Consider the following 23,734-nt stretch of genomic DNA (forward strand, 5'->3'; position numbering starts at 1 on the left):
TACAGTCATCTCCATGATGAAGCCACTCCTGATCCTGATCGCCGGCCCCTACCGTTCCGGCACCAACGGCGACCCCACCCTGATCGCCCGCAATCTCGCGCGTCTGGAGGAGGCGTCCGGTCCGATCTTCCGCCTCGGCCACGTGCCGATGATCGGGGAATGGGCCGCTCTGCCCATCCTCCGCACCCTCGACGCGGCCGAAGTGGAGACCGGCGACGTGATGTACGAGACCGCGCACCGCCTCCTCCAGCACTGCGATGCGGTGCTGCGCCTTCCGGGGGCTTCGACGGGCGCGGACCAGGATGTCGCCATCGCGCACGAGCGCGGACTGCCCGTCTACCGGTCGCTGGAGGAGATCCCGGCCGCCGCGACTCCGTAGGCTGGAGGCATGACCAAGAACATCTGGACCGTCCTCGGCGTCATCCTCGCCGTCGTGATCGCGTGGTGGATCGTCAGCGCGCTGTTCTCGGTGCTCTGGTTCATCGCGAAGCTCGCCATCGTCGCGGTCGTCGCCGTGGTGGTCTTCCTCGTGCTGCGGAGCCTCTTCACCCGCGACGCCGACTGATCGGCCTTCGAATCGCCCACTTTGCGCCAAACGACCGGATTCGCAGCACAGCGGGCGATTCGAACGGGGTCAGAGGCGGTACTGGGCGGCGCGGTGCGTGGGCTGGACCCGGTCGCCGCGGCCGTGCAGCTTGTGGCGGAGCGTGCCGGGCACGTACTCCTCGGGGTAGGCGCCGCGCTCGCGCAGCACCGGGATGACGTGCTCGATGACGTCCTGCCAGGTGCCGGGAGTGACCGCGTACGCGAGGTTGAAGCCGTCGATGTCGGTCTCCTCGACCCACGACTGCAGCTCGTCGGCGATCTCGACCCCGGAGCCCACGATCGTCGGGCCGAGTCCGCCGATCGCGTTGTGGCGGCCGAAGTCGCCCACCGTCCACTCGCGCCCGAGGTCGGCCTCCTCCTTGAGGTGCTGCAGCACGGACTGGATCGCGTTCGACTCGACGTTCCCCACCGGCTCGTCCTCGGCGTACTGCGACAGGTCGACGCCCATCCACCCCGACATGAAGGTGAGCGCCCCCTCCGGGCTCGCGTAGGAGAGGTACTCGGCGTGCTTCGCGGCCGCCTCCTCGCTCGTCGCGGCGGTGATGACAGTGAGCAGGGTGTAGATCCGGGCGTCGTACCGGTCGCGCCCCGCCGCCTCGAGAGCGTCGCGGATACGCTTCACGGTGCCGGCGAGCACCTCCTTCGACGGCGCCGCGACGAAGATGGCCTCGGCGTTCTCCGCCGCGAACCGCACTCCGCGCGGGCTGGCGCCGGCCTGGTAGATCACCGGAGTGCGCTGGGGCGACGGCTCCGAGATGTGGATGCCGGGCACGGAGAAGTGCTTCCCCTCGTGCCGGATCGGGTGCACCTTCGACGGGTCTGTGAAGATGCCGCGCTCGCGGTCCTCCACCACCGCGTCGTCCTCCCACGACCCCTCCCAGAGCTTGTAGAGCACCTCGACGTACTCGTCCGCGTGGTCGTAGCGGTCGTCATGCGCGAGCTGGTCCTCCTGCCCCATGTTCCGGGCGGCGCTGGGCAGATAGCCGGTCACGACGTTCCAGCCGACGCGGCCCTGGGTGAGGTGGTCCAGAGTGCTCAGACGCCGCGCGAACGGGTAGGGGTGCTCGAAGGCCGTGCCGGCGGTGACGCCGAATCCCAGATGCTCGGTCACCGCGGCCATCGCGCTGACCAGGAGGATCGGGTCGTTCACCGGCACCTGGGCGCCGTTGCGGATGGCGGCCTCGTTCGTGCCGCCGTAGACGTCGTAGGTGCCCAGGACGTCGGCGATGAAGATGCCGTCGAAGGTCGCGCTTTCCAGCAGCTTCGCCAGGTCGGTCCAGTACGAGATCGTGTTGTACTGGCGCGACCGGTCGTCGGGATGCCGCCACAGGCCGGACGACTGATGGGCGACGCAGTTCATGTCGAAGGCGTTGAAACGGATCTGCCGGGTCATGCCCCCATGAAACGGGACCGGGCGGCATCGGGGCGAGCGACGGCGACACGCACCGAAACAATCGCGACGCCGGTCAGGCCTCGTCGTCCGGACGGCGGGGGCTCGGGTCGGGCGGGAGGATCTCGATCGGACGGGCAGCCTGCCGTTGCGCCCGCCACCAGATCACGAACCCGATCGCGGTGAAGACGCCGTAGAACACGTACATGAGGCCGGTCGCGTAGTAGCCGGAGCTGAACAGCAGCGGCACCCCCACCACGTCCACGGCGATCCAGATGAGCCAGAACTCGGTCCAGCCCTTCGCCATGCCGTACGTCGCGAGCAGTGACCCGACGAAGGTCCAGGCGTCGGCCCAGACCGGTTCCCATGAACCGAGGGCGCGGAACAGGGGGGTGAGCGCCACGGTTCCGACGACGAGGACCACGACCAGACCGACGCGGGCACCGGTCGACGCCCACCGCGGCACGATGCGACCGCCGTCGGCATTCCGCCAGCGGATCCAGCCGTAGATCGCGACGGCGATGAACATGATCTGCCGCCCGGCCTGACCGAGGAGATGCGGAAGCGACGGGTCGGGGCTCAGCGCGGAACCGAGGAACACCGTCAGCAGCAGGACGTTGCCGACGATGCCGACCGGCCACGCCCAGACCTTGCGCCGCATGCCCCCGAGGGCGCTCGCGAGTCCGAACGCGTTCCCGACGACCTCACGCACCAGGAGGGTCTGGCCTCCCGGCAGCACCCAGGACGAGGAGAAGGCGTCGACGAGCCACTGCAGGAAGCCCATCGCTAGAGCGCCGCGTCGGGGGTGGGGCGGTCGTCGAGCACGAGCTGCAGCATGCTGAGGTCGAGCCAGCGGCCGAACTTCGCACCGACCTGCGGCATGCGGCCCACCTCCCGGAACCCGAGGCGCTCGTGCAGGGCGATGGAGGCGGTGTTGCCGCTCTCCACCCCGCCGATCATCACGTGCATCCCGGCTGCCCGAGCCCGGGCGATGAGCTCAGTCATGAGGAGCGTGCCGATGCCGCGCCCGCGCTGATCGCCGCGCACGTAGACGGAGTGCTCGACGGTCAGGCGGTAGCCGCTGTGCGGGCGCCACTGGGCGTAGGACGCATAGCCCACGACCCCGCTGTCGTCGGCGGCGACGATCACGGGGTAGCCGCGCGCGGTCCGGTCGGCGAGCCAGGCTTCCCGGTCGGCGCGATCCACCGCCACCTCGTTCCAGATCGCGGTCGTGTGCACGACGGCGTGGTTGTGGATCTCGGTGATCGTGTCGAGGTCGTCGCTCTCGGCGGCCCTGAGGTGCACGGCGGTCATCGTCAGACGTGGATGTCGGCGGGGGAGGCCTCGCCCTCGTGGAAGCTCGGCTTCTTGCCGAAGACCTTCGCGATGCCGAGGACGGCGCCGACGATCACGAGACCCCAGATGAGACCGGCGATGGCGGAGATGATGGTGTCGACCACCCAGACCACGAAGCCGCCGAGGGGCTCCAGCGCGTGCTCGACCGCATGGAGCACGTCGGCCGGCGCGTGCAGCCCGACCTCGCCGAGGTTGATGAGGACGAGGTGCCCGCCGACCCAGAGCATCGCGACGGTGCCGAGCACGCTGATGAAGCGGAAGACCGCGGGCATCGACCGGACGATACGCGTGCCGGTGTGCCGCACGCGCTGCACGGGGTTCTTCGCCATCTTCAGGCCGATGTCGTCGATCTTCACCAGGAGCGCCACGGCACCGTACACTGCGACGGTCATGACCAGCGCGATCACCGCGAGGATCGCCAGGGTGGACCAGATGCCGAGTCCCTTGTCGAGGCTGGCGAGGGAGATGAGCATGATCTCGGTCGAGAGGATGAGGTCGGTGCGGACGGCGCCGAGCACGAGCTTCCTCTCGTCGCGGGCGCCCTCGTCCGCGTGACCGTGCTGCACCCCGAACCACTCGAGCACCTTCTCCGCCCCCTCGAAGCACAGGTACGAGCCGCCGAGGATCAGCAGATAGGGCAGTACCCATGGCGCGAAGGCGGTGAGCAGCAGCGCGATGGGGATGATGATGACGAACTTGTTCACCAGCGACCCGAGGGCGATCTTGCCGACCACGGGGAGTTCGCGGGCCGGCGTGATGCCCTGCACGTACTGCGGCGTCACGGCGGCGTCGTCGATGACGACTCCCGCAGCCTTCGCCGACGCCTTCATCGCGGCGCTCAGGATGTCGTCGACGACGGCGAGCAGTCCAACGGACATGGCAGTTCCCCTCGGGTGGTGTGTGGTGCGGAGGCAACTCTATCGAGTGGGAAAACTCCCAGCCCGCTCCCAGCCCCGCGGGACCAAAAGCCGCGCCCGCGTGGTTCTCCTCTATGACGCCGCAGCCAGCGGCGTCGGACAAGGAGCCACTCATGTCGAACGACTACGGCAGGACCCCCGAGGCCGTCAGCGGTCTCACGAACCTGCAGTACGAGGTCACGCAGCAGGACGCCACCGAGCCGCCCTTCCGCAACGCCTACTGGAACACCCACGACGACGGCATCTACGTCGACGTCGTCTCCGGCCAGCCGCTGTTCTCCTCGCGGGACAAGTACGACAGCGGCACCGGCTGGCCGAGCTTCACGCGCCCGATCGACGCCGACGCCGTGACCACGAAGACCGACCGCACGCTGTGGATGACCCGCACCGAGGCGCGGTCCTCCGGAGCCGACAGCCACCTGGGACACGTCTTCGACGACGGACCCCGCGCCGAGGGCGGCCTCCGCTACTGCATGAACTCGGCGGCCCTCCGCTTCATCCCGGCGGAGGATCTCGAGAAGGAGGGGTACGGTCGCTACAGCCCCCTCTTCACCACCCACACCTCTGAGGAGCAGTCATGACCGACACCGGAACCATCACCCGCACCCCCGGGACCGAGACGGCCGTCCTCGCGGGCGGCTGCTTCTGGGGCATGGAAGACCTCATCCGCCGCCAGCCCGGCGTCATCGACACCCGCGTGGGCTACACCGGCGGCGAGAACGACCACGCGACCTACCGCAACCACCCCGGTCACGCGGAGGCCGTGGAGATCGTGTTCGACCCGAGTGCGACGACCTATCGCGACATCCTGGCGTTCTTCTTCCAGATCCACGACCCGTCGACGTTGAACCGGCAGGGCAACGACATCGGGTCGAGCTACCGGTCGGCGATCTTCCCGCTCACCCCCGAGCAGGAGCAGGTCGCCCGGGACACGATCGCCGATGTCGACGCCTCCGGCCTGTGGCCGGCGAAGGCCGTCACGACGATCGAGCCCGCCGGTCCGTTCTGGGAGGCCGAGCCCGAGCACCAGGACTACCTGATCAAGTACCCGAACGGCTACACGTGTCACTTCCCCCGCGCCGGCTGGGTCCTCCCGAAGCGCGAGGACGCCACCGCCTGATCCCGAGACCCCGCTCTCGCGCCGAAACCCCCTCCTGCGCACGCGTGCGGGAGGGGGTTTCGGCGCGAAGACGGGGTCTCGGCGGGCTCAGGACTCGGCGAAGAACGCGAGCGCGGCCTCCTTGAAGTCGCGGGAGCCGGGGGCGTTGAAGTGGTGGCGGTTCGGGAGCTCGACGAAGCGGGCATCGGGAGCCGCCGCGGCCAGTGCCCGGGAGCCCTCGATGATCGCGTCCTTGGACCCCGTCGCGAACAGCAGCGGCACGACCGGGGCGTCCGCGGGATCGGGGTCGATCGTGCCGGAGCCCCGCAGCCCCTCGGCCAGCGCGACGAGCGCACGCAGATCGTTCCCGGGCACCCGCTCGGTCAGCGCGATGTAGTTCTGCGTCGTGCGGTCCTCCACCGAGGTGCCGTCCGCGATGTACGCGCGCACCTGGTCGAGGTCGAGACGCGCGAGGGGGATGCCGTCGGGAACACCGCCCAGGACCGCCCGGCCGATCCGATGCGGGAGCTCACGGGCCACTTCCCACCCCACCCGGGCGCCGAGGGAGTAGCCGAGGTAGAACGCGTCGTCGACGAGGTACGTGTCCATGACGGTCTCGACGTCGGTCACGAGGTTCCGGATCGCGTAGGCGTCGGACTCATGCGGCTTGTCGCTCTGCCCGTGGCCGCGCTGGTCGAGCGCGAGCACGCGGTACCCGGCCCTGGTCAGCTCGCGCACCCAGCCCGTCAGCACCCAGTTGTCGCGGGCGCCGGAGGCGAAGCCGTGCACGGTCACCACGACCGGGGCGTCGAGCTCCCCCCACGTGTACGTCGCCAGTCGTGTGCCGTCTGCCGCGTAGACGTGCTGCGGGGCGGGCATCTCGGTGAGGTCGGAGAGGGAAACAGCCACCCCTCCATCTTGGCCCTGACGTCGACGCCGAGACCCCGGTTACACGCCGAAACCCCCTCCCCGCAGTGTCGCGGGGAGGGGGTTTCGAGGAGAACCCGGGGTCTCGGGTCAGACGCGGTCGCGGAGAGCGGCGCCGAGCTCGGCGTCGACGTTCGTCCAGTACTGGAAGAAGCGCTCGCGGATGGCGTCGACCGTGATCGAACGGCCCTGACCGGTCAGCACCTCCAGGAAGCGGGCGCGCTGCGGGCCGTCGAAGACCTCGCGGTACAGCGTGCCGGCCTGACCGAAGTCGTCGTCCTCGGCGTGCAGCGTCGCGGCGGAGCGGGTGAGCTCGCCGTCCGCCGACCAGTTCACCTCGATGCCCTTGGCCGGGTCGGCCTCGGGGCCACCGGGGGTCCCGAAGGAGTTCGGCTGGTAGGTGCGGTGCGCGGCGTCGTTGTACTGGTACCGCATCGAGCCCTCGTGCTGGTAGTTGCGGGTCTCGGCGGCGTGCGGCTGGTTCACCGGCAGCTGGTTGTAGTTCGCGCCGATGCGGTGACGCTGGGCGTCCGGGTAGGCGAACATCCGGCCCATCAGCATCTTGTCGGGGGAGATGCCGGTACCGGGCACCTGGTTCCCGGGCGCGAAGCCGGCCTGCTCGATCTGCGCGAAGAAGTTCTCCGGGTTGCGGTTCAGGGTCAGCGTGCCGACCTTGATGCGCGGGTAGTCCTTCTTCGAGATCGTCTTGGTGAGGTCGAACGGGTTGAAGCGGTAGTCCTTCGCCTCGTCGTACGGCATGATCTGCACGTACAGGTCCCACTTCGGGAAGTCGCCGCCGTCGATCGACTGGAACAGGTCGCGACGGTAGTGGTCCGCGTCGGAACCGGCCAGCTGCTCGGCCTCCTCCGGGCTCATCGCCTCGACGCCCTGGTGGGAGATGAAGTGGTACTTGACCCAGAACACCTCACCCTCGGCGTTGATCCAGGAGTAGGTGTGCGAGCCGTAGCCGTTCATGTGACGCCAGCTGCGGGGGAGTCCGCGCTCGCCCATGAGGTAGGTGACCTGGTGCGCGCTCTCGGGCGAGAGGGTCCAGAAGTCCCACTGCATGTCCGCGTCGCGCAGACCGGAGTCGCCGAGGCGCTTCTGCGAGTGGATGAAGTCCGGGAACTTGATGGCGTCGCGGAGGAAGAACGTCGGGGTGTTGTTGCCGACGATGTCGAGGTTGCCCTCGGTCGTGTAGAAGCGCAGCGAGAACCCGCGCACGTCGCGCCAGGTGTCGGGCGAGCCCTGCTCACCGGCGACGGAGGAGAAGCGGAGGAGGGTCTCCGAGGTGGCGCCCGGCTGGAACACGGCCGCACGGGTGTACTTCGAGACGTCCTCGGTGACGACGAACTCGCCGAACGCGCCGCCGCCCTTGGCGTGCGGGTTGCGCTCCGGCACGCGCTCGCGGTTGAAGGAGGCGAGCTTCTCGACCAGGTAGTGGTCGTGCAGCGCGGTGGGGCCGTCGGGGCCCACGGTCAGCGAATGGGTGTCGCTCGCGATCGGCGCTCCGGCCTGCGTCGTCGTGGCCGGACGGCCCGCGTCGGTGGGGTTGGTCATGGTCTTCTCCTTCTCCGCGCGGACATGCCGAACGGACCCTCGGGGAGGGGATCGGTGGATGCGCCTACGCGGCGTTCTGGCAGCTGGGGCAGAGGCCCCAGAAGGTGACTTCAGCTGTCTGCACGGTGAAGCCCCCCGTCGAGGACGGGGTGAGACACGGCGCCTCGCCGACGACGCAGTCCACATCGCCGACTGCACCGCAGGAGGTGCAGACGATGTGGTGGTGGTTGTCGTCGATGCGCCGTTCGTACAGCGCCGCGGATCCTGCCGGTTCGATCCGGCGGATGAGGCCCGCCGTCGTCAGGTCCGCGAGGATGTTGTGCACCGACTGGATCGACGTGGTCGGAAGCACGTCGGACACGGCGCGGTAGACCCGCTCCGCATCCGTGTGGGCCATGGAGCCGAGAGCCTCGAGGACGGCGACGCGGCCCGCAGTCGCACGCAGCCCGGCGTCGCGCAACGCCGAGTCGAGTTCCGTCTCCATGCCTCCGACTCTACACGTGTTTTGAGTGATTCAAAAGAGCATGCCGGGATGCCGGGCGCGTCGCGGACTCAGACGAAGCGGACCGTCTGCTGGAGACGGGTGCGGACATCGAACAGCTCGTTGCCGCCGATGGCCCGCGCCCCGGGGACGCCCTGCCGCAGCACCATCGCCAGCGCGCTGCGTCGGACCACCACGACCGGGACGCCGCGACTGCTGCCGAGCGGGGTGACGGCCTGGGCGAGGTCGTCGTCGGGGAGCACCACGATCGCGCCGCCGAACTTCACCTTCGCGGCCTTCGCCACCGCGCGCATCCGGGCGAGAGCCGCCGTGACCGGGGCGCGGGTGCCGAGGCTCGGACCGGTGATCTCACCGCGGCGGAAGCCCACGACCCCGCCGAAGTCCTCGGACATGATGCCGTAGAGGCCGGAGGGACTGAGCACGACGTGGTCGAGCTTGTCCTCCGGGGTCTGCCCGGCGGCGACGTCGTGCCAGACCGTGAAGCCCATGCCGAGGTCGGAGACCGTGCGGGCCGTGGCCTCCTCCGCGAGCGCATCGGCGAGCAGCCGCCGGAGTTCGCGCGGGGCCGCACGGACCAGAGCCGGGGCGTACGGATCGGGGACCTCGACCCCGTGACCAGCCCACTCGCGGATGAGGGAGAGGTAGCGCTCTCGCCGCCAGCCGCCGGGGTGTCCGTAGGAGCGGGCGCGCGGCCGGGTGTCGGTGCGCACGGTCTGGGGGCGCCAGCCGCTCCACTCGCCGCCGTCGTCGGTCAGGCCCGCGCGGCGGTCGTACGCGGCACGGTCCTCCGCGGTGCCGATGAGCTCCCAGGCGCGCTGGACCTGGATGAACACGGCCGCGTCGCCGCCGGTGTCGGGGTGGGTCTGCCGCAGCCGCAGCCGATACGCCCGCCGGAGCTCGGCGTCGTCGACGGCCGGATCCACGCCGAGGACCTCGTACGGCGAGGCCGAGAGCGGACTGTCGAACATCGCTCTCCTTCCGCGACCGCGGCGTCCAGGATATCCGGCGGACGGTGTGCGGCCGCCGGGAGCCTCAGTCCGCGACGTCGACGATCCGCTCGATCCCGGCCACCGGGGCGACGGCGCCCCCGGACGCGGCGGCGAGGTCGGCGGTCAGACGCGGCAGCGCGGCGGCGGGCACCCACAGCTCGAGGTGCGCGGAGGCCCCGTAGGTCGGAGTGCCGAGCGTGGCCCCGTGCGACGCCGCCCAGTCGCGGAGCAGGTTGTCGTAGCGGCCGGCGTCGGCGTGCGGGACCTCGACGGTCGCCTGGGTGAGCGCCTCGCGACGGACGAGTGAAGCACGATCGAGCGTCTCGGACACGGCGGTGGAGTAGGCGCGGATGAGGCCGCCCGCCCCGAGCTTCACCCCGCCGAAGTACCGGGTCACCACCGCCACGACGTCCGTGAGGCCGCGACGCCGCAGGACCTCGAGCATCGGGACGCCGGCCGTGCCGGAGGGCTCGCCGTCATCCGAGGACCGCGCCTGATCCCCGTGCAGGCCGGTCACCATCGCGGTGCAGTTGTGGTTCGCGTCCCAGGCGCGCTTCCGGATCGTCGCGATGACGCCTTCGGCTTCGGCCACCGTCGACACCGGCGCGACGTGCGTGAGGAAGCGCGACTTACGGATGACGAGCTCGTGGTCGACGGCCGCCGCGATCGTCGCCGGGAACGGGTGCGGTGTCGACATCGGCCCCACGATACCTCCGTTCGAGTCGCCTGATTGGTCCCAAATCCGGGCCGGATGCCGCCAATCGGGCGATTCGAACCGGCTCGACCGAACGATGGAGGCGGACTGTAGCCCGGCGGACGAGAATGTCAGCATGCCGACCGGAGACACCGCCGAGCCCGACCTCCCCGGAGGGCGGACGGGAGCACGCACGCGCTCTTGGGGGCGCCTGGTCACGTCGCTCCGGATCGGGCAGGCCGTCATCACGGTCGTGCTCACCGTCGTCGGCGTCGTGCGCTCCCTCGCCGACGGGGTCCCGGTGCCGTGGCTGCTCGCGACCGCCCTCGCCTTCCTCGGCTGGTACGGCGGCGGACTCCTGCTCTCCTCCCGGACGGACGACCGGGCGCTCGCCACCGGCTGGCTGCTGGGGCTCACGGCCATCTGGCTGGGGGCGGTGGCGCTGTCGCCGGAATTCGTCTGGCTCGCGTTCTCGCTGTGGCTGCTCGCCGGCTTCCTGTTGCGGCTGCGATGGGCCGTACCGCTGAGCCTCCTCGTCCTCGCCGTCGTGATCGTCGCGCCGCTGCTGCACACCGGAACGACCACCTACGCGAACGTCATCGGACCGCTCGTGGGCGGCATCTTCGCCCTCGGGATCTCCCGCGGCTACCTGGAACTCGTCCGCGACGGGCGCGAGCGGCGGCGGCTCATCGCCTCCCTCGTCGCGACGCAGCAGGAGATGGCGGCCCTCCAGGACGAGCTCGCCCGGACCCAGCGGGAGTCCGGCGCAGCCGCCGAGCGCACCAGGGTGTCCCGCGACATCCACGACACGGTCGCCCAGAGCCTGTCGTCCATCGTCCTGCTGGCGCGGTCGGCGGCCGAGCACGAGGACGGCCGGGAGCAGGCGCTCGGACAGATCGGGGCGCTCGCCGCGGAAGGGCTCGCCGACGCCCGGCGCATCGTGGACGACCTCATGCCCGCCGAGCTCGACGGTTCCGCGTTGAGCGACGCCCTCGCCCGGATGCTCGAGCGCCTGACCGCCGAGACCGGGATCGCGGCCACCCTCCATGCCGACGAGGACCTGCCAGCACTCGGCCTGGACGCGGAGGTCGCCCTGCTGCGGACGGCGCAGTCCGCACTCGCCAACGTGCGCAGCCATGCCGCCGCGACCCGGGTGGTGGTGACCCTCGCGGACGCCGGCGACGCCGTGCGGCTGGACGTGGTCGACGACGGCCGCGGCTTCGATCCGTCCCGGCTGGAGTCGGCGGGGCCCGGCGGCGGCTACGGTCTGCGGGCGATGCGCGCCCGACTGCGCGAGCTCGGCGGCGGTCTCGACGTGGAGAGCGCCCCCGGCGACGGCACCGCGCTCTCCGCCCACCTGCCGCTCGGAGGACGGTCGTGACCCCGGTGCGCATCCTCCTCGTCGACGATCACCCGATCGTGCGGGCCGGCGTGCGTTCGCTGTTCGACCGCCGCGACGACGCCGAGGTCGTGGGCGAGGCGGCGTCGGGGGAGGAGGCGGTCGTGCTCGCCCGGCACCTCCGTCCCGACGTCGTGCTCTGCGATCTGCGTCTGGGGGCGGGGATGGACGGCGTGCAGACGACGGCGGCGCTCCGGGCGCTCGACCCGGCGCCGGCGGTGCTCATCCTCACGACGTTCGACCGCGACGCCCAGATCCTCGGCGCGATCGAGGCGGGGGCGGCGGGGTATCTGCTCAAGGACATCGACCCGGAGGACATCGTCCGTGCCGTGCGACAGGCGGCAGCGGGCGGGCAGGCGCTGACGCCGGAGCTCACGGCGCGCGTCGGCCGCGCCCTCCGCGCCCCGCGGGTGCAGCTCACGGGGCGCGAACTCGACGTGCTGCGGCTGCTCGACACCGGGGCCTCCAACCGGGAGATCGCGAAGGCGCTGTTCGTCACGGAGGCGACGGTGAAGACCCACCTCGTGCACGTCTTCGAGAAGCTCGGGGCCGACAGCCGCGCGAAGGCGGTCGCGATCGCCAGGGAGTCCGGTCTGCTCTGACGCCCGCGGTCTCCACCGTTCGATGGATCCGCGGCGACGGCTCCCCGGCGAGGCTGGAGGCAGACAGAAAGGACTCCCATGCGCAGGCTCTTCACCGCCGCGTTCGCCTCCATGCTGGTGGGCGTCGCCTCCGGACTCTTCTACCGCGAGTTCACCAAGATCAACGGCTTCCCCGAGGGGGCGCCGACGCAGCTCGGACTCGTGCACACGCATCTGCTCGTGCTGGGCTTCGTCGTCTTCCTCGTGGTGATGCTCTTGGAGAAGGCATTCGCGCTCTCCGAGAGCCGCCTGTTCGGCTGGTTCTTCTGGACCTACACCGCCGGTCTCGTGCTGACCTCCGCGATGCTCGTCTGGCACGGTTGCCTCACGGTGCTCGGGCAGGACTCCACGAAGATGATCGCCGGTATCGCGGGCGTCGGGCACATGCTGCTCGCCGCCGGCATGGTGCTGCTGTTCCTCGCGCTCCGCCCTCGTGTCTTCGCGCCGAAGGTCGCGGCCCCCGGGCCCGCGACCCTCGAGTCGTTGGCCTGACGCCTCAGTCGGCCGGGATCGTGTCGTCGCGCAGGTAGGCGATGTGCGCGGCGTGACGCTCCAGGTGGTGCGGCGACTTCCGGACGAACAGCCACGCCACGATGAGGATCGCGAACCAGATCGGCGTCACGAGCAGCGCTATCAGGGTGTCCGGCTGGGTGGTCAGCGCCCAGAGGATGAACAGGAAGAACGCGAGCACGACGAACACCATGAACACGCCGCCCGGCATCTTGAACGCCGAGGTCGCCGCCTTCTCCGGACGACGGCGCCGGTACACGAGGTAGCTGCAGAGGAAGATCGTCCACACGAACATGAAGCACACGGCCGACACGGTGGTGACCATCTCGAACGCCGTGCCGATGTCCTTGCCCGCGTAGAGCAGTACGACGCCGGACAGCAGCAGGATGCAGGACAGGAACAGCGCGTTCTGCGGCACGCGGCGCTTGGAGAGCCGGCCGAAGAACCGGGGGGCGTCGCCGTCCTGCGCCAGGCCGAACACCATGCGCGACGTGGAGTAGATGCCGGAGTTCGCGCTGGACATCGCCGAGGTGAGCACCACGAGGTTGACGACGGTGGCGGCGATGCCGAGTCCGGCGAGGGCGAACATCGCGATGAAGGGGCTCTCACCGGCGACGTACTCGGTCCACGGCGTGACGGCCATGAGGATGATGAGCGCGCCCACGTAGAACAGCAGGACCCGGATCGGGATGGCGTTGATGGCCTTCGGGAGGTTGCGCTCCGGGTCCTTGGTCTCCGCGGCGGCGGTGCCGACGAGCTCGATCCCGACGAACGCGAACACCGCGATCTGGAAGCCGGCGACGAATCCGAGGAAGCCGTGCGGGAACATGCCGCCGTGCTCCCACAGGTTCGAGAAGCTCGCGGTGCCGGCGTCGTGGGAGAAGCCGGTGAGGATCATGACGAGACCGGTGACGATGAGCGCCACGATCGCGACGATCTTGATGAGTGCGAACCAGAACTCCATCTCGCCGAAGGCGGCGACGGTGGGCAGGTTGAGCGCCAGGAGGATCACGACCACGAGAAGACCCGGGATCCACAGCGGGACGCCGGGGATCAGGGCGTCGGTGTACCCGGCGATCGCGATCACGTCGGCCACGCCCGTGACCACCCAGCAGAACCAGTACGTCCAGCCGGTGAAGAAGCCCGCCCAGGGGCCGAGGAGGTCGCTCGCGAAGTCGCTGAACGACTTGTACTTGAGGTTCGACAGCAGCAGCTCGCCCATCGCCCGCATGACGAAGAACAGCATGAACCCGATGATCATGTAGACGAAGATCACGGAGGGGCCGGCGACCGAGATCGTCTTGCCGCTGCCCATGAACAGGCCCGTGCCGATCGCCCCGCCGATCGCGAGCAGCTGGATATGCCGATTGCTGAGCGCGCGCCGCAGGTGCTCCTCGCCTCCGGCTCCGGTCTGCCCCTGGCGGATGGTCCCCGTGTCTTCCTTCGTCACGCTCTTCTCCTCCGGTCGTCGTCGACTGATGCAGAGTAACCACCGGGATGTGCCAGGCCGAAATCGACGGGCGTGGACCGGCATTTCGGCATTCGTGTGTTCCCTTCGCCCGAAACGATTCGATAAACTGAGCGCACCCCCGATCCATCCCTCCTTCCCTGCGAGGCCCTTCCTTCATGGCCACCACCCTCACCACGGGCCGTCCGTGGCGCGTCATCCTCGCGTTCTCGATCCCGCTCCTGCTCGGCAACGTCGTGCAGCAGCTCTATCAGTTCGCCGACGCGATCGTCGTCGGACGCCACCTCGGCGTCCAGTCCCTCGCCGCCGTCGGCGCGACGGGCAGCCTGCTCTTCCTGCTCCTCGGCTTCGCCTGGGGTCTGACGAGCGGCTTCGCCATCCCCATCGCCCAGGCCTTCGGTGCGCGCGACGATGCCGCCGTGCGCCGCTCGGTCGCGACGGGGGTGCTCCTCAGCGGCATCACGAGCGTGGTCCTCACGGTGGTCGCCCCGCTCATCGCCGGGCCGATCCTGGCGCTGCTGCAGACGCCGCCCGAGCTCATGGCCGAGGCGACGGTGTTCACGCAGATCAGCTTCCTCGGCGCGGGCGCGACGATGTTCTTCAACTACCTCTCCGCCATCATCCGCGCCATCGGCGACTCGAAGACCCCGCTGGTGTTCCTCACGGTCTCCTGCGCGCTCAACGTCGGGCTCGTCGTGCTCATGGTCGGTCCGCTGGAGTGGGGCGTCGGGGGTGCCGCGCTCGCCACCGTGGTCGCGCAGGCCGTCTCCGTGATCCTGTGCCTGGAGTTCGTGCGCCGGCGGCTGCCCATGCTGCACCTGCGTCGTTCGGACTGGCGCATCTCCCGCGCGGACATCGCCGACCACCTGCGCCTCGGCCTCCCCATGGGCTTCCAGGCCTCGATCATCGCGATCGGGACCCTCACGGTGCAGGTCGCCCTCAACACGCTCGGCGCGGACGCGGTGGCGGCCTACACGACGGCATCCCGGGTCGACAGCCTGGCGGTCGCCCTGCTCTCCTCGCTCGGGCTCGCCGTGTCGATGTACGCGGCGCAGAACCACGGCGGTCGCCGCCCCGACCGCATCCGGCGCGGTGTGGTCGAGGCCACCTGGATGGCGGTCGCCGCGGCGATCGTCCTGGGCGGCCTGCTCATCGCGTTCGGCGCGCCGATGGTCCGGCTGTTCGTCGGCGACGGCTCGGACGACGTCGTCGACATGGCGCACCGCATGCTCATCATCAACGGCTGCGGCTACTGGGCGCTCGGCATGCTCTTCGTGCTCCGCGGTGCGCTCCAGGGGCTCGGTCACACGCTGGTCCCGACGGTCACCGGCGTGATCGAGCTCGTGATGCGCGTCGTCGCCGCGGTGGTCCTCGGCGCGATGATCGGGTTCGACGGCGTGGCCCTCAGCAACCCGCTCGCCTGGGTGGGCGCGATCGTGCTCCTCGTGCCGGCCTACGTCAAGGCGCATCGCGCGCTCGCGAGGCAGCCGGTGGCCCCGGCCGAGGCCACCGAGACCTCCGCGATCGCGATCGTCGGCCCCACCGACGGCTCGATGGTGGTCGACGCGGTCGTCACCCGCCCGGTCCGCGTCGTGCGGCCGCGCCGACTGCGGTGGCCGGTCCGGCGCTGATCCGCGGATATCCACCGGAAGGATGACCCGGATCGGACTTGAGACGGATGGCCTTCCGGAGAGACACTTCTAATGTCGAAGGTGCGGAGGGGTTCCGCCGGACGGGGGGTCGTCATGACGACATTGGGAGTGGCCAGAGATCTGGCCGCCATTCTGGTACCGATCGGATACGTGGGTGCGGCGCTGGCCGCGGTCTGCGCGATCGTGGCCGCGATCGCGATCATCCGCGGAGCCGGGGGGCTCGCGGGCGGCGCGGTCGGACTGTGGATCGTGTGCGCGCTGATGAGCTTCACCGCGAGCTTCGCGAACCAGTGGCTGCCGCTGATCGCTGCGGGCGCGTCGCTCGTGGGCATGCTCGTGATCGGCGGGATCGTGCGCGCGATGCTCACGGCCGGCGGGTTCGAGTCGCGACGCCGGGCCGCGCGCGTGAAGCCGGCGCCGGCGACCACGACGACGGCCACGCTCAAGACCGGCTCGACCGCGACGCCCACGGCGCCGGTCGTCGTCGTCTCCTAGCGCTCAGCGGTAGTCGCGGTCGCGGTGCTGCCGCGCCTCGTCGCCCGCGGCCACGCGGGCGCTCTCGCGTGCCCGCAGCTCGACGCGGCGGATCTTCCCGGAGATCGTCTTCGGCAGCTCGGGCACGAACTCGATGATCCGCACCCACAGGTGCGAGGAGAGCCGTTCGTGCGCGTAGCCGAACACGGCGCGTGCGGCGGCGGCCTCGTCCGCGCCCGCGTCCGGCGTCAGGCACACGTACGCCTTCGGCACCGCGAGGCGCGTGGGGTCGGGGCTGGGGATGACGGCCGCCTCGACGACGAGGTCGTGCTCCAGCAGCACGGACTCGAGCTCGAACGGCGAGATCTTGTAGTCGGAGGCCTTGAACACGTCGTCGGAGCGTCCGATGTAGGTCAGGTAGCCGTCGGCGTCGCGCACGGCGATGTCACCGGTGTGGTGGAAGCCCCCGGCCCGCGACTCCGCGGTCTTCTCCGGATCGTCGTAGTACCCCGCCATGAGGCCGAGCGGCGGCTGCGCGAGGTCGAGCGCGATCTCGCCCTCGTCCTCCACGACCTCGCCCGTCGACGGGTCGAGCAGCACGACCGGGTAGCCGGGCAGCGGACGGCCCATCGACCCGACCTTGACGGTCTGCCCGGGGGAGTTGCCGATGCAGGCGGTCATCTCGGTCTGCCCGAAGCCGTCGCGGATGGTGCCGCCCCACGCCTCGCGCACCCGGTCGATGACCTCGGGGTTCAGCGGTTCGCCGGCGCCGACGAGCTCGCGCGGAGGGTGCGCGAGCCGCGAGAGGTCGGCTTGGAGGAGCATGCGCCAGACCGTGGGCGGGGCGCAGAACGTCGAGACGTGGTGGGTGTCCATGACCTCCATGAGCGTGTTCGCGTCGAAGCGGTCGTAGTTGTAGACGAACACCGTCGCCTCGGCCAGGAACGGCGAGTAGAAGCTCGACCAGGCGTGCTTGGCCCACCCGGGGGAGGAGATGTTGAGGTGCACGTCGTCCGGGCGCACGCCGAGCCACCACATCGTGGAGAGGTGGCCGACGGGGTAGGAGACGTGGGTGTGCTGCACGAGCTTCGGGCGGTTCGTCGTGCCGGACGTGAAGTACAGCAGGGCCGTGTCACCGGCGGGTGTCGGCCCGTCCGGGACGAAGGGCTCCGTGGTCGCGGCGGCGTCCGCGAACCGCTTCCAGTCCGCAGGCAGCGATGCGCCGACGCCGATGCGCAGGACCGCGGGGTCGATCCCTTCGAGGCGGTCGGCGAGGGCGCCGAGCGTGACGACGGCGTCGGCCCGACCATGCTCGATGCGGTACGCGAGGTCGGAGGCCGACAGCAGGGTCGAGGTCGGGATCGACACCGCGCCCAGTTTGGTGATCGCGAGCATCACCTCCCACAACTCGATCGTGTTGTTGAGCATGACGATCACGTGGTCGCCCCGGCTGATGCCGAGGCTGCGGAGCCAGGCGGCCACCTGATCGGAGCGCGCGGAGAGCTCCCCGTACGTCCAGGACCGGAGGCTGAGGTCGGCCTCGACGATCTGCACGGCCGGACGATCGGGGTTCTCGCCGGCGACGACGTCGAACCACTCGAGCGCGAAGTTGAAGGTGGTCAGGTCCGGCCAGGCGAACTCGCGGCGCGCGGCGTCGTAGTCCGTGGCGTGCGTGAAGAGGAGGTCCCTCATCCCGCGGATCGCTTCGGTGGCGGGGGTGGCACGACGGCTCATGGTGCTCCTTTGCAACGGCGTCCCTCCATCCTGCCCCTTCGTTCAGCGGGGGAGGAAACCCGTGCCGTCGCGGAGCTCGAACACGAGCTGGGTCTCGGTGCCGCGGACGACGGGGTGCACGGTGATGTGCTCGAGCACGATGTCGCGCAGGGCGGTCGCATCCTGCACGGCCACGTGCACCAGGAAGTCGTCCACCCCGGCGACATGGAACACCTGGAGCACCCGGGGGATCGCGACGAGCGCGTCGAAGAGTGCCGTGACCTTGGGGCCGGTGTGGTGAGCGAGCCGGACCTTGATGATCGCCTGCAGCGGGTAGCCGAGAGCCGACCCGTCGAGGCGGACGCGCGTATCGCGGATCACTCCCCGGTCTCGGAGCGCGCGGATGCGGTGTGCGCATGTGGACTCCGCGAGCCCGAGGCGGTGGGCCAGCGCCTTGTTGGTCACGGCCGCATCGCGGCTCAAGGCCGCGAGCAGCTCCAGGTCGATCTCGTCGAGTTGCGCTTTCGCCAACGTGCCCTCCTCGGTACGACCGGATGTTGCACAGAATAGCGAGAATCCCGGATTCGGCGAGCTGTTCTGTCGATGATCAGCGAGAACCTCGTGATTCGGTCACCGTGGAGGGATGACCGCACCGCTGCATCCCGACACCGTCGCCGTCCACAGCGGCCGAGCCGACCTCGAGGCGCTCGGGGTCCACGCCCTGCCGATCGACCTCTCCACGACCAACCCGCTGCCGGACGTCGAGCGCGGCGGGGACTCGTACGAGGCGATGGCCACGGGAGGTCGTCCGCCGCAGGACGGCAGCATGGTCTACGCCCGCCTCTGGAACCCGACGGTCGCGCGCTTCGAGGACGCCCTCGCCGAGCTGGAGCACGCTGAAGCCGCCGTCGCCTTCGGCTCCGGGATGGCGGCCATGACCGCCGTGATCCTCGCGCACACCGGTGACACGGGGGCGCGGCACGTCGTCGCGGTGCGTCCGCTCTACGGAGGGACCGACCACCTCCTGGGGTCGGGTCTGCTCGGTGTGGAGACGACGTACTGCCGTCCCGACGAGGTCGCCGCCGCACTGCGCGCCGACACCGGACTCGTCGTCGTGGAGACGCCGGCGAACCCGACCCTCGATGTCGCGGACATCGCCGAGGTCGTGCGGCAGGCGGGGAGCGTACCGGTGGTGGTCGACAACACGTTCGCGACCCCCGTGCTGCAGAACCCGATCGACCACGGCGCGGCGATGTCGTTGCACAGCGCCACCAAATACCTCGGCGGCCACGGTGATGTCATCGCCGGCGTCGTCGCCTGTGACGAGAGGACCGCGGAGGCGTTGCGTCGCGTGCGTGCGGTGACCGGGGGGCTCCTGCACCCGCTCGGCGCGTACCTGCTGCACCGCGGTCTCACGACCCTGCCGGTCCGCGTGCGGCACCAGCAGGAGAGTGCTCGTCGCATCGTGCAGTGGCTGGTCGATCGACCCGAGGTCGCCGAGGTCTTCTATCCGGGGCTCGACGGGGATCCGCGGGGCATCCTGGAACGGCAGCTCCGCGGGCCGGGGGCGATGATCGCCCTGCGGCTCCGAGGCGGTTATGCGGCGGCCGCGGCGGTGGCCGGGGCGACCCGCCTCTTCACGCATGCGGTGTCACTGGGCGGCGTGGACTCCCTCATCCAACATCCCGCCGCGCTCACGCACCGCCCGGTCCCCGCGGAGGCGCGTCCCGCCGCCGACGTCCTTCGCCTGTCCATCGGCCTCGAGAACGTCGACGATCTCCTCGCCGACCTCGCGAACGCCTTCGCCACTCTCGCCGACCCACCCCTTTCCGTGCCCCCCACCCCGGAAAGTGCGTCACATATGGGGGTGGCTCGCACGTAGGGGGCCGGGTCGGCGATTGTGTGAGGACGACAAGAAACTGAGTCTCGACTGAGGTGGGACTTGGTACCTGACGGCAAAACCGAGGGGTCGCGGAGAGGGCGGGCCTACAGTCGCGGGTGGCAACGACGCCACTGACCTCGGGAGTCCTCAATGACGAGTGAAAAGACCCACGCGCACGGCCTCGGCATGCGCATCGCCGTGATCGTCCTCAGTCTTTTGCTGGCGGCGATGGTGCTGCTGTTCTTCGCCACGATGAGCAAGGTCTCCGCTGGGGCCGCGGAGCTCGCGGACGGCACGACCACCGCGCGGGGCGGATCCGCGGACCTCGCCGCCGGTGCCTCCGACCTCGCCGCGGGAGCCGACGACCTGGCCGCGGGCACGCAGGATCTCGCGGCAGGCACGGCGACGGCGCAGCAGGGCTCCGAGAAGCTGAGCGACGGGGCGACGACGGCCGCCGCGGGCGCCACGACGCTCGCCGAGGGCGCCGGAACCCTTGCGGCGGGAGCCGCCACCGCTCTCGACGGTGCAGGACGAGTGAGCGGCGGAGCGCAGACGGCGCTCGCCGGGTCGCAGGAGCTCGCGGCGAAGATGGCGGCGGCGGATGCCGGGGCCCGAGAGCTCGTCGCGGGAGCGACCACGCTCGCCGCGGGCGTCGACGGCGCGCACCGGTACGCGAACGGCGTGCTCGAGGGCGCGACGACTCTGAGCACCACGCTGCGCGCCGGAGTGAGCGCCGACGTGCAGAAGCTCGCCCATCCGGACACGCAGACGCTGCTGACGGGCGTCGCCACGAGCGCTCCCGGCAATGCGCGGACGCTCGCCGCCGGTCTGCAAGGTCTCCTCGCCGCACACCCTGATGACGTGCAGCTCCAGCAGCTCGCGACGCTCGCCGCCGGTGTCGAGAAGCAGGTCGGCGCGCTGGCCGCCCCCGCCGCGGCTGCTCCGGGCCTCGCACAGGGACTCATCGGCGCCGCCGACGGCTCCGCTCGCGTCACGGCAGGCGTCGGCGCGCTCATCAACGGCGACCCCTCGAAGGGGTGGCCGGGGACCGTGGTGCTGGTCTCCCCGAAGGGCGCTCCCGCCCTGGTCGCCGGAACGCAGACACTGCAGGACGGCACCTCCCGGCTCGCGGCAGGTGCGGCGGATCTCTCGTCCGGGCTGCAGACCCTCTCGACCGGGGCGTCGTCGCTGTACTCCGGCACCGCGGAGCTCAGCGCCGGCGCGGCGCGGCTCGACGACGGCGCCGGGTCTCTGGCCGCGGGCGTCGGCGCGCTGCAGTCGGGTGCCGGTGACCTCCGGTCCGGGATGAGCGAACTCCGCACCGGCGCCGACGCGGTGGCCGAGGGCTCCGGGGCCCTTGCGAGCGGAGGCGCGAGGCTCGACGCCGGTGCCGCCGACCTCGCGGCCGGAAACGGACGTATCGCCGACGGTTCGGGCACCCTCGCGACGGCCACGGCGGGCGCCGCGCCCTCTCTGCTCCCGTGGATCCTCGGGATCGGCCTGATCGGCCTGATCGCGATCGGGTTCTGGATCGGCCACCGCGTCGCCCACCGCTGATCGTCGACCCGCCCCCTTCCGCGCGACCCACCCCCGTAAGTGACGCACTTTCGGGGGTGGGTCGACCGCAAGGGGGTGGGTCGGCGAGCGCGGGTCAGCGCTTCGGGAGGGGGATCGTGCCGGTGGCGATGCGCTCGGTGGGCATGCGGTCGCGATCGTAGGTGATCTCGTCGTAACCGTGCGGGGTCGGCAGGCCGTCCTCACCGATGCTGACGAACACGATCTCGTCGATGGTGAGGATGCGCTTGCGGGTGATCATGTTGCGCGCGACGGCCCGCATCGTGAGCGACGTCGTACCGAAGCGCGTGGCCTGCAGCCCGATCTCGATGAGGTCGCCCTGCACCGCCGATGCCTCGAACGTGATGGCGGAGATGTGCCGGGTGACGACGCGGTAGTTGCCGAGCTGCACGATCGCGTAGATCGCCGCCTCCTCGTCGATCCACTTCAGCAGGCTCCCGCCGAACAGCGTGCCGTTCGCGTTGAGGTCTTCCGGGCGCACCCACTTGCGGGTGCGGAAGTTCAGGCCGTCCTCGGACTGCCATGCCGGTGCTTTCTGTTTCGCCATGCCCCGAGGCTAGGCGGCTCGTGCGTCGGCGGTGTTACGCCGGGTTTTCGGACGGGTGCACGCGCCGCCGCTCACAGCGGATCTGCTCCGGGCGGATTCGCTCCCGCGGTCATGACCGGAGCCGGATGCTGGGGACATGAGCGAAGACACCCCTCTCCCGCAGTTCGGCCCCGAGGCCCGGCGCGCCCTGTTCCACGAACGGGTGCTCGTCCTCGACGGCGCCCTCGACGACGACAACGGCACCCTCCTGATGACCCAGCTCCTCGGCCTCGCCGCGGAGGACCCGACGACCGACATCGCCCTCTGGATCCACTCGCCGGGCGGCTCCGTGCCGTCGATGCTGGCGATCCGCGACCTCATGCACCTCATCCCCAACGACGTTTCCACCCTCGCCCTCGGCCTCGCCTGCAGCGCGGGACAGTTCCTGCTCTCCGCGGGGACGAAGGGCAAGCGGCGCGCTCTCCCGCACGCCCGGATCCTCATGCACCAGGGCTCGGCGGGGATCGGCGGATCGGCGGTGGAGATCGAGGCGCAGGCCGACGACCTCCGGCACATGCGTGACACCGTCCTCGGCCTCATCGCCGACGACACCGGTCAGCCCCTCGCGCGGATCTTCGAGGACTCCCTCCACGATCGCTGGTACACCGCGGCCGAGGCGCAGGGCTACGGGTTCATCGACGAGATCGTGCGGTCCGCGGCGGAGATCCTGCCCCGCCGTCGTGCGCGGGTCGGACTGGGAGCGGACGTATGAGCAGCTACACGATCCCCCACGTCATCGCGCAGCACCCGCGGGGTGAGCGGGTGATGGACGTCTACTCGCATCTGCTCGCCGAGCGCGTCATCTATCTCGGAACCGGGATCGACGCGGGGGTGGCCAACGCCCTCATCGCGCAGCTCCTGCACCTCGACGCGGACAGCCCGGAGACCGGCGTCCAGTTCTACATCAACAGCGAGGGCGGGGATCCCGGTGCCGCGCTGGCGATCTACGACACCATGCAGCACATCCGCCCGCGGATCGCGACGACCTGCGTCGGGCAGGCCATCGGTCCGGCGGCGCTGCTCGTCGCGGCGGGGGCGCCGGGGGAGCGAGCGGCCCTCGCCCACGCGCGCATCGTGCTGCATCAGCCGGCCGGGCAGTCCCGCGGAGCCATCCCGGACCTCATCCTCGCGGCCGACGAGGTCGTGCGGGTGCGGGCCGACATGGAGTCGATCCTGGCCCGGCACAGCGGTCGCGCGCTCGCGGAGCTCCGCGTCGACACCGACCGGGACCGGGTCTTCACCGCCGCCGCGGCTCTCGAGTACGGCCTCATCGACACCGTGCTCGGTCCCCGTGATCCGGATGCACGATGAGGTGACGGGTGCACGACGGATTCCCGAGATCCGTCGTGCACCCGGACTCGGGTCGTGCAGGTGAAAGGGGTCAGGCGGCCAGAGCGAAGGCGCCGCGGGAGGTCGACACCGCCGCCGCGGCGGGGGTGCCCTGACGAAGCTCCTCGGCGACCGCGCTCGTGAGCTCCACGAGGGAGGAGTCCAGCGCGCCGGCGATCGCGGCGATCATCTCGCTGGACGGCTCCTTCCGGCCGCGCTCGACCTCGGAGAGGTACTGCGGCGAGACGCCGGCCTTCTCCGCGGTCTCGCTGAGTGTCTCCCCGCGGTCATGGCGTCGCCGTCGCAGCTGATCGCCGAGCATCTCGCGCCACAGCGGTTCGGGTCCGTTGGACGGCGGACGGACGGGATGCGGGGCGCGGGGGAACGGGACGATGTCGGCCATGCCTCACGATAAGCCGCCGCCCGCGGGGCGATCGAGACGTTCTGCTCAGAGCAGAACGCGGC

27 protein-coding genes are annotated in these 23,734 nt (G+C 70.6%); 13 read left to right on the forward strand and 14 right to left on the reverse strand.

The window, feature by feature from the left end; genetic code table 11:
- Positions 1-13: 13 nt before the first annotated feature.
- Together AB1285_RS15710 and AB1285_RS15715 are read left to right on the forward strand one after the other, a co-directional pair.
- Positions 14-379 carry a DUF4406 domain-containing protein gene (locus tag AB1285_RS15710; RefSeq protein WP_259952669.1) on the forward strand — a complete coding sequence of 122 codons (366 nt, stop codon included), beginning with the start codon at positions 14-16 and terminating at the stop codon, positions 377-379.
- 9 nt (positions 380-388) lie between these two features.
- Positions 389-565, forward strand: a complete 177-nt coding sequence (locus tag AB1285_RS15715) for a hypothetical protein (RefSeq protein ID WP_025102796.1) — start codon at positions 389-391, stop codon at positions 563-565.
- Positions 566-634: 69 nt separating this feature from the next.
- Here AB1285_RS15715 and AB1285_RS15720 read toward each other — a convergent pair whose 3' ends face one another.
- The 4 genes from AB1285_RS15720 to AB1285_RS15735 form a co-directional block, all read right to left on the reverse strand.
- Positions 635-1,999 (reverse strand): LLM class flavin-dependent oxidoreductase, encoded by a 1,365-nt coding sequence (locus AB1285_RS15720; RefSeq protein WP_280567700.1) that lies wholly within the window; start codon positions 1,997-1,999, stop codon positions 635-637.
- A 73-nt stretch (positions 2,000-2,072) separates the two neighbouring features.
- Complete coding sequence (gene pnuC, locus AB1285_RS15725) at positions 2,073-2,780, reverse strand: nicotinamide riboside transporter PnuC (protein ID WP_268776901.1); 708 nt, start codon at positions 2,778-2,780, stop codon at positions 2,073-2,075.
- A gap of 2 nt (positions 2,781-2,782) precedes the next feature.
- Positions 2,783-3,310: a GNAT family N-acetyltransferase gene (locus tag AB1285_RS15730; protein ID WP_268776902.1), complete on the reverse strand. Its 528-nt coding sequence runs from the start codon at positions 3,308-3,310 to the stop codon at positions 2,783-2,785.
- A gap of 2 nt (positions 3,311-3,312) precedes the next feature.
- Entirely contained in the window at positions 3,313-4,230 is a 918-nt protein-coding gene (locus AB1285_RS15735; protein WP_187662724.1) for a DUF808 domain-containing protein, read from the reverse strand.
- A gap of 152 nt (positions 4,231-4,382) precedes the next feature.
- On the opposite strand from AB1285_RS15735, the gene msrB reads away from it, so the two are divergent.
- Positions 4,383-4,850 carry a peptide-methionine (R)-S-oxide reductase MsrB gene (gene msrB / locus AB1285_RS15740; RefSeq protein ID WP_102209798.1) on the forward strand — a complete coding sequence of 156 codons (468 nt, stop codon included), beginning with the start codon at positions 4,383-4,385 and terminating at the stop codon, positions 4,848-4,850.
- On the forward strand, positions 4,847-5,389 hold the full coding sequence (msrA, locus tag AB1285_RS15745; protein WP_268776906.1) for a peptide-methionine (S)-S-oxide reductase MsrA: 543 nt from the start codon (positions 4,847-4,849) through the stop codon (positions 5,387-5,389). Before msrB ends, msrA begins: the two co-directional genes overlap by 4 nt.
- An 87-nt stretch (positions 5,390-5,476) precedes the next feature.
- Here the strand turns inward: msrA and AB1285_RS15750 are convergent, their stop codons facing one another.
- From AB1285_RS15750 to AB1285_RS15770, 5 genes are all read right to left on the reverse strand, one after another.
- Positions 5,477-6,277 (reverse strand): alpha/beta fold hydrolase, encoded by an 801-nt coding sequence (locus AB1285_RS15750; RefSeq protein WP_259952660.1) that lies wholly within the window; start codon positions 6,275-6,277, stop codon positions 5,477-5,479.
- A 108-nt stretch (positions 6,278-6,385) separates the two neighbouring features.
- Entirely contained in the window at positions 6,386-7,855 is a 1,470-nt protein-coding gene (locus AB1285_RS15755) for a catalase (RefSeq protein WP_136052327.1), read from the reverse strand.
- A gap of 64 nt (positions 7,856-7,919) precedes the next feature.
- Entirely contained in the window at positions 7,920-8,339 is a 420-nt protein-coding gene (locus AB1285_RS15760; RefSeq protein WP_187662721.1) for a Fur family transcriptional regulator, read from the reverse strand.
- 68 nt (positions 8,340-8,407) lie between these two features.
- Positions 8,408-9,325 carry a J domain-containing protein gene (locus AB1285_RS15765; RefSeq protein WP_187662720.1) on the reverse strand — a complete coding sequence of 306 codons (918 nt, stop codon included), beginning with the start codon at positions 9,323-9,325 and terminating at the stop codon, positions 8,408-8,410.
- A 64-nt stretch (positions 9,326-9,389) separates the two neighbouring features.
- Positions 9,390-10,043, reverse strand: coding sequence for an IMPACT family protein (locus AB1285_RS15770; RefSeq protein ID WP_370428246.1), 654 nt, complete (start codon positions 10,041-10,043; stop codon positions 9,390-9,392).
- Between the two features lie 133 nt (positions 10,044-10,176).
- On the opposite strand from AB1285_RS15770, the gene AB1285_RS15775 reads away from it, so the two are divergent.
- From AB1285_RS15775 to AB1285_RS15785, 3 genes are all read left to right on the forward strand, one after another.
- Entirely contained in the window at positions 10,177-11,421 is a 1,245-nt protein-coding gene (locus tag AB1285_RS15775; RefSeq protein WP_370428247.1) for a sensor histidine kinase, read from the forward strand.
- A complete protein-coding gene (locus tag AB1285_RS15780; RefSeq protein ID WP_280567726.1) occupies positions 11,418-12,041 on the forward strand; it encodes a response regulator in 624 nt (207 codons plus the stop codon). Before AB1285_RS15775 ends, AB1285_RS15780 begins: the two co-directional genes overlap by 4 nt.
- Before the next feature lie 78 nt (positions 12,042-12,119).
- Entirely contained in the window at positions 12,120-12,572 is a 453-nt protein-coding gene (locus AB1285_RS15785; protein WP_370428248.1) for a DUF2871 domain-containing protein, read from the forward strand.
- A 4-nt stretch (positions 12,573-12,576) separates the two neighbouring features.
- On the opposite strand, the gene cycA is transcribed toward AB1285_RS15785, so the two are convergent.
- Positions 12,577-14,040, reverse strand: a complete 1,464-nt coding sequence (gene cycA, locus AB1285_RS15790; protein ID WP_370428249.1) for a D-serine/D-alanine/glycine transporter — start codon at positions 14,038-14,040, stop codon at positions 12,577-12,579.
- A gap of 176 nt (positions 14,041-14,216) precedes the next feature.
- Here cycA and AB1285_RS15795 point away from each other — a divergent pair, with 176 nt between their 5' ends.
- A complete protein-coding gene (locus tag AB1285_RS15795) occupies positions 14,217-15,689 on the forward strand; it encodes an MATE family efflux transporter (protein WP_370428250.1) in 1,473 nt (490 codons plus the stop codon).
- Between the two features lie 114 nt (positions 15,690-15,803).
- Entirely contained in the window at positions 15,804-16,205 is a 402-nt protein-coding gene (locus AB1285_RS15800) for a hypothetical protein (RefSeq protein WP_370428251.1), read from the forward strand.
- A gap of 3 nt (positions 16,206-16,208) precedes the next feature.
- Here the strand turns inward: AB1285_RS15800 and AB1285_RS15805 are convergent, their stop codons facing one another.
- A complete protein-coding gene (locus AB1285_RS15805) occupies positions 16,209-17,918 on the reverse strand; it encodes an AMP-binding protein (protein WP_370428252.1) in 1,710 nt (569 codons plus the stop codon).
- 42 nt (positions 17,919-17,960) lie between these two features.
- Positions 17,961-18,428: an Lrp/AsnC family transcriptional regulator gene (locus tag AB1285_RS15810; RefSeq protein ID WP_259952642.1), complete on the reverse strand. Its 468-nt coding sequence runs from the start codon at positions 18,426-18,428 to the stop codon at positions 17,961-17,963.
- Positions 18,429-18,540: 112 nt separating this feature from the next.
- Here AB1285_RS15810 and AB1285_RS15815 point away from each other — a divergent pair, with 112 nt between their 5' ends.
- Positions 18,541-19,779, forward strand: coding sequence for a trans-sulfuration enzyme family protein (locus AB1285_RS15815; protein ID WP_366237098.1), 1,239 nt, complete (start codon positions 18,541-18,543; stop codon positions 19,777-19,779).
- 150 nt (positions 19,780-19,929) lie between these two features.
- On the forward strand, positions 19,930-21,336 hold the full coding sequence (locus tag AB1285_RS15820; RefSeq protein WP_259952640.1) for a hypothetical protein: 1,407 nt from the start codon (positions 19,930-19,932) through the stop codon (positions 21,334-21,336).
- A gap of 94 nt (positions 21,337-21,430) precedes the next feature.
- Here AB1285_RS15820 and AB1285_RS15825 read toward each other — a convergent pair whose 3' ends face one another.
- Entirely contained in the window at positions 21,431-21,901 is a 471-nt protein-coding gene (locus tag AB1285_RS15825) for an acyl-CoA thioesterase (protein ID WP_081811533.1), read from the reverse strand.
- A gap of 136 nt (positions 21,902-22,037) precedes the next feature.
- Between AB1285_RS15825 and AB1285_RS15830 the strand changes: the two genes are divergently transcribed.
- Together AB1285_RS15830 and AB1285_RS15835 are read left to right on the forward strand one after the other, a co-directional pair.
- Positions 22,038-22,652 (forward strand): ClpP family protease, encoded by a 615-nt coding sequence (locus AB1285_RS15830; RefSeq protein WP_370428253.1) that lies wholly within the window; start codon positions 22,038-22,040, stop codon positions 22,650-22,652.
- A complete protein-coding gene (locus AB1285_RS15835; RefSeq protein ID WP_280569888.1) occupies positions 22,649-23,251 on the forward strand; it encodes a ClpP family protease in 603 nt (200 codons plus the stop codon). Before AB1285_RS15830 ends, AB1285_RS15835 begins: the two co-directional genes overlap by 4 nt.
- Before the next feature lie 70 nt (positions 23,252-23,321).
- On the opposite strand, the gene AB1285_RS15840 is transcribed toward AB1285_RS15835, so the two are convergent.
- Positions 23,322-23,672 carry a helix-turn-helix domain-containing protein gene (locus AB1285_RS15840; protein WP_366237096.1) on the reverse strand — a complete coding sequence of 117 codons (351 nt, stop codon included), beginning with the start codon at positions 23,670-23,672 and terminating at the stop codon, positions 23,322-23,324.
- Positions 23,673-23,734: the final 62 nt, after the last annotated feature.

It is taken from the genome of Microbacterium sp. NRRL B-14842 (assembly GCF_050470785.1).

Coding starts and splice junctions, on each gene's coding strand:
- AB1285_RS15710 (WP_259952669.1), top strand. CDS start 14: ATGATGAAGCCACTCCTGATCCTGATCGCCGGCCCCTACCGTTCCGGC.
- AB1285_RS15715 (WP_025102796.1), top strand. CDS start 389: ATGACCAAGAACATCTGGACCGTCCTCGGCGTCATCCTCGCCGTCGTG.
- AB1285_RS15720 (WP_280567700.1), bottom strand. CDS start 1,999: ATGACCCGGCAGATCCGTTTCAACGCCTTCGACATGAACTGCGTCGCC.
- pnuC (WP_268776901.1), bottom strand. CDS start 2,780: ATGGGCTTCCTGCAGTGGCTCGTCGACGCCTTCTCCTCGTCCTGGGTG.
- AB1285_RS15730 (WP_268776902.1), bottom strand. CDS start 3,310: ATGACCGCCGTGCACCTCAGGGCCGCCGAGAGCGACGACCTCGACACG.
- AB1285_RS15735 (WP_187662724.1), bottom strand. CDS start 4,230: ATGTCCGTTGGACTGCTCGCCGTCGTCGACGACATCCTGAGCGCCGCG.
- msrB (WP_102209798.1), top strand. CDS start 4,383: ATGTCGAACGACTACGGCAGGACCCCCGAGGCCGTCAGCGGTCTCACG.
- msrA (WP_268776906.1), top strand. CDS start 4,847: ATGACCGACACCGGAACCATCACCCGCACCCCCGGGACCGAGACGGCC.
- AB1285_RS15755 (WP_136052327.1), bottom strand. CDS start 7,855: ATGACCAACCCCACCGACGCGGGCCGTCCGGCCACGACGACGCAGGCC.
- AB1285_RS15760 (WP_187662721.1), bottom strand. CDS start 8,339: ATGGAGACGGAACTCGACTCGGCGTTGCGCGACGCCGGGCTGCGTGCG.
- AB1285_RS15765 (WP_187662720.1), bottom strand. CDS start 9,325: ATGTTCGACAGTCCGCTCTCGGCCTCGCCGTACGAGGTCCTCGGCGTG.
- AB1285_RS15770 (WP_370428246.1), bottom strand. CDS start 10,043: ATGTCGACACCGCACCCGTTCCCGGCGACGATCGCGGCGGCCGTCGAC.
- AB1285_RS15775 (WP_370428247.1), top strand. CDS start 10,177: ATGCCGACCGGAGACACCGCCGAGCCCGACCTCCCCGGAGGGCGGACG.
- AB1285_RS15785 (WP_370428248.1), top strand. CDS start 12,120: ATGCGCAGGCTCTTCACCGCCGCGTTCGCCTCCATGCTGGTGGGCGTC.
- AB1285_RS15795 (WP_370428250.1), top strand. CDS start 14,217: ATGGCCACCACCCTCACCACGGGCCGTCCGTGGCGCGTCATCCTCGCG.
- AB1285_RS15800 (WP_370428251.1), top strand. CDS start 15,804: ATGACGACATTGGGAGTGGCCAGAGATCTGGCCGCCATTCTGGTACCG.
- AB1285_RS15805 (WP_370428252.1), bottom strand. CDS start 17,918: ATGAGCCGTCGTGCCACCCCCGCCACCGAAGCGATCCGCGGGATGAGG.
- AB1285_RS15815 (WP_366237098.1), top strand. CDS start 18,541: ATGACCGCACCGCTGCATCCCGACACCGTCGCCGTCCACAGCGGCCGA.
- AB1285_RS15820 (WP_259952640.1), top strand. CDS start 19,930: ATGACGAGTGAAAAGACCCACGCGCACGGCCTCGGCATGCGCATCGCC.
- AB1285_RS15825 (WP_081811533.1), bottom strand. CDS start 21,901: ATGGCGAAACAGAAAGCACCGGCATGGCAGTCCGAGGACGGCCTGAAC.
- AB1285_RS15830 (WP_370428253.1), top strand. CDS start 22,038: ATGAGCGAAGACACCCCTCTCCCGCAGTTCGGCCCCGAGGCCCGGCGC.
- AB1285_RS15835 (WP_280569888.1), top strand. CDS start 22,649: ATGAGCAGCTACACGATCCCCCACGTCATCGCGCAGCACCCGCGGGGT.
- AB1285_RS15840 (WP_366237096.1), bottom strand. CDS start 23,672: ATGGCCGACATCGTCCCGTTCCCCCGCGCCCCGCATCCCGTCCGTCCG.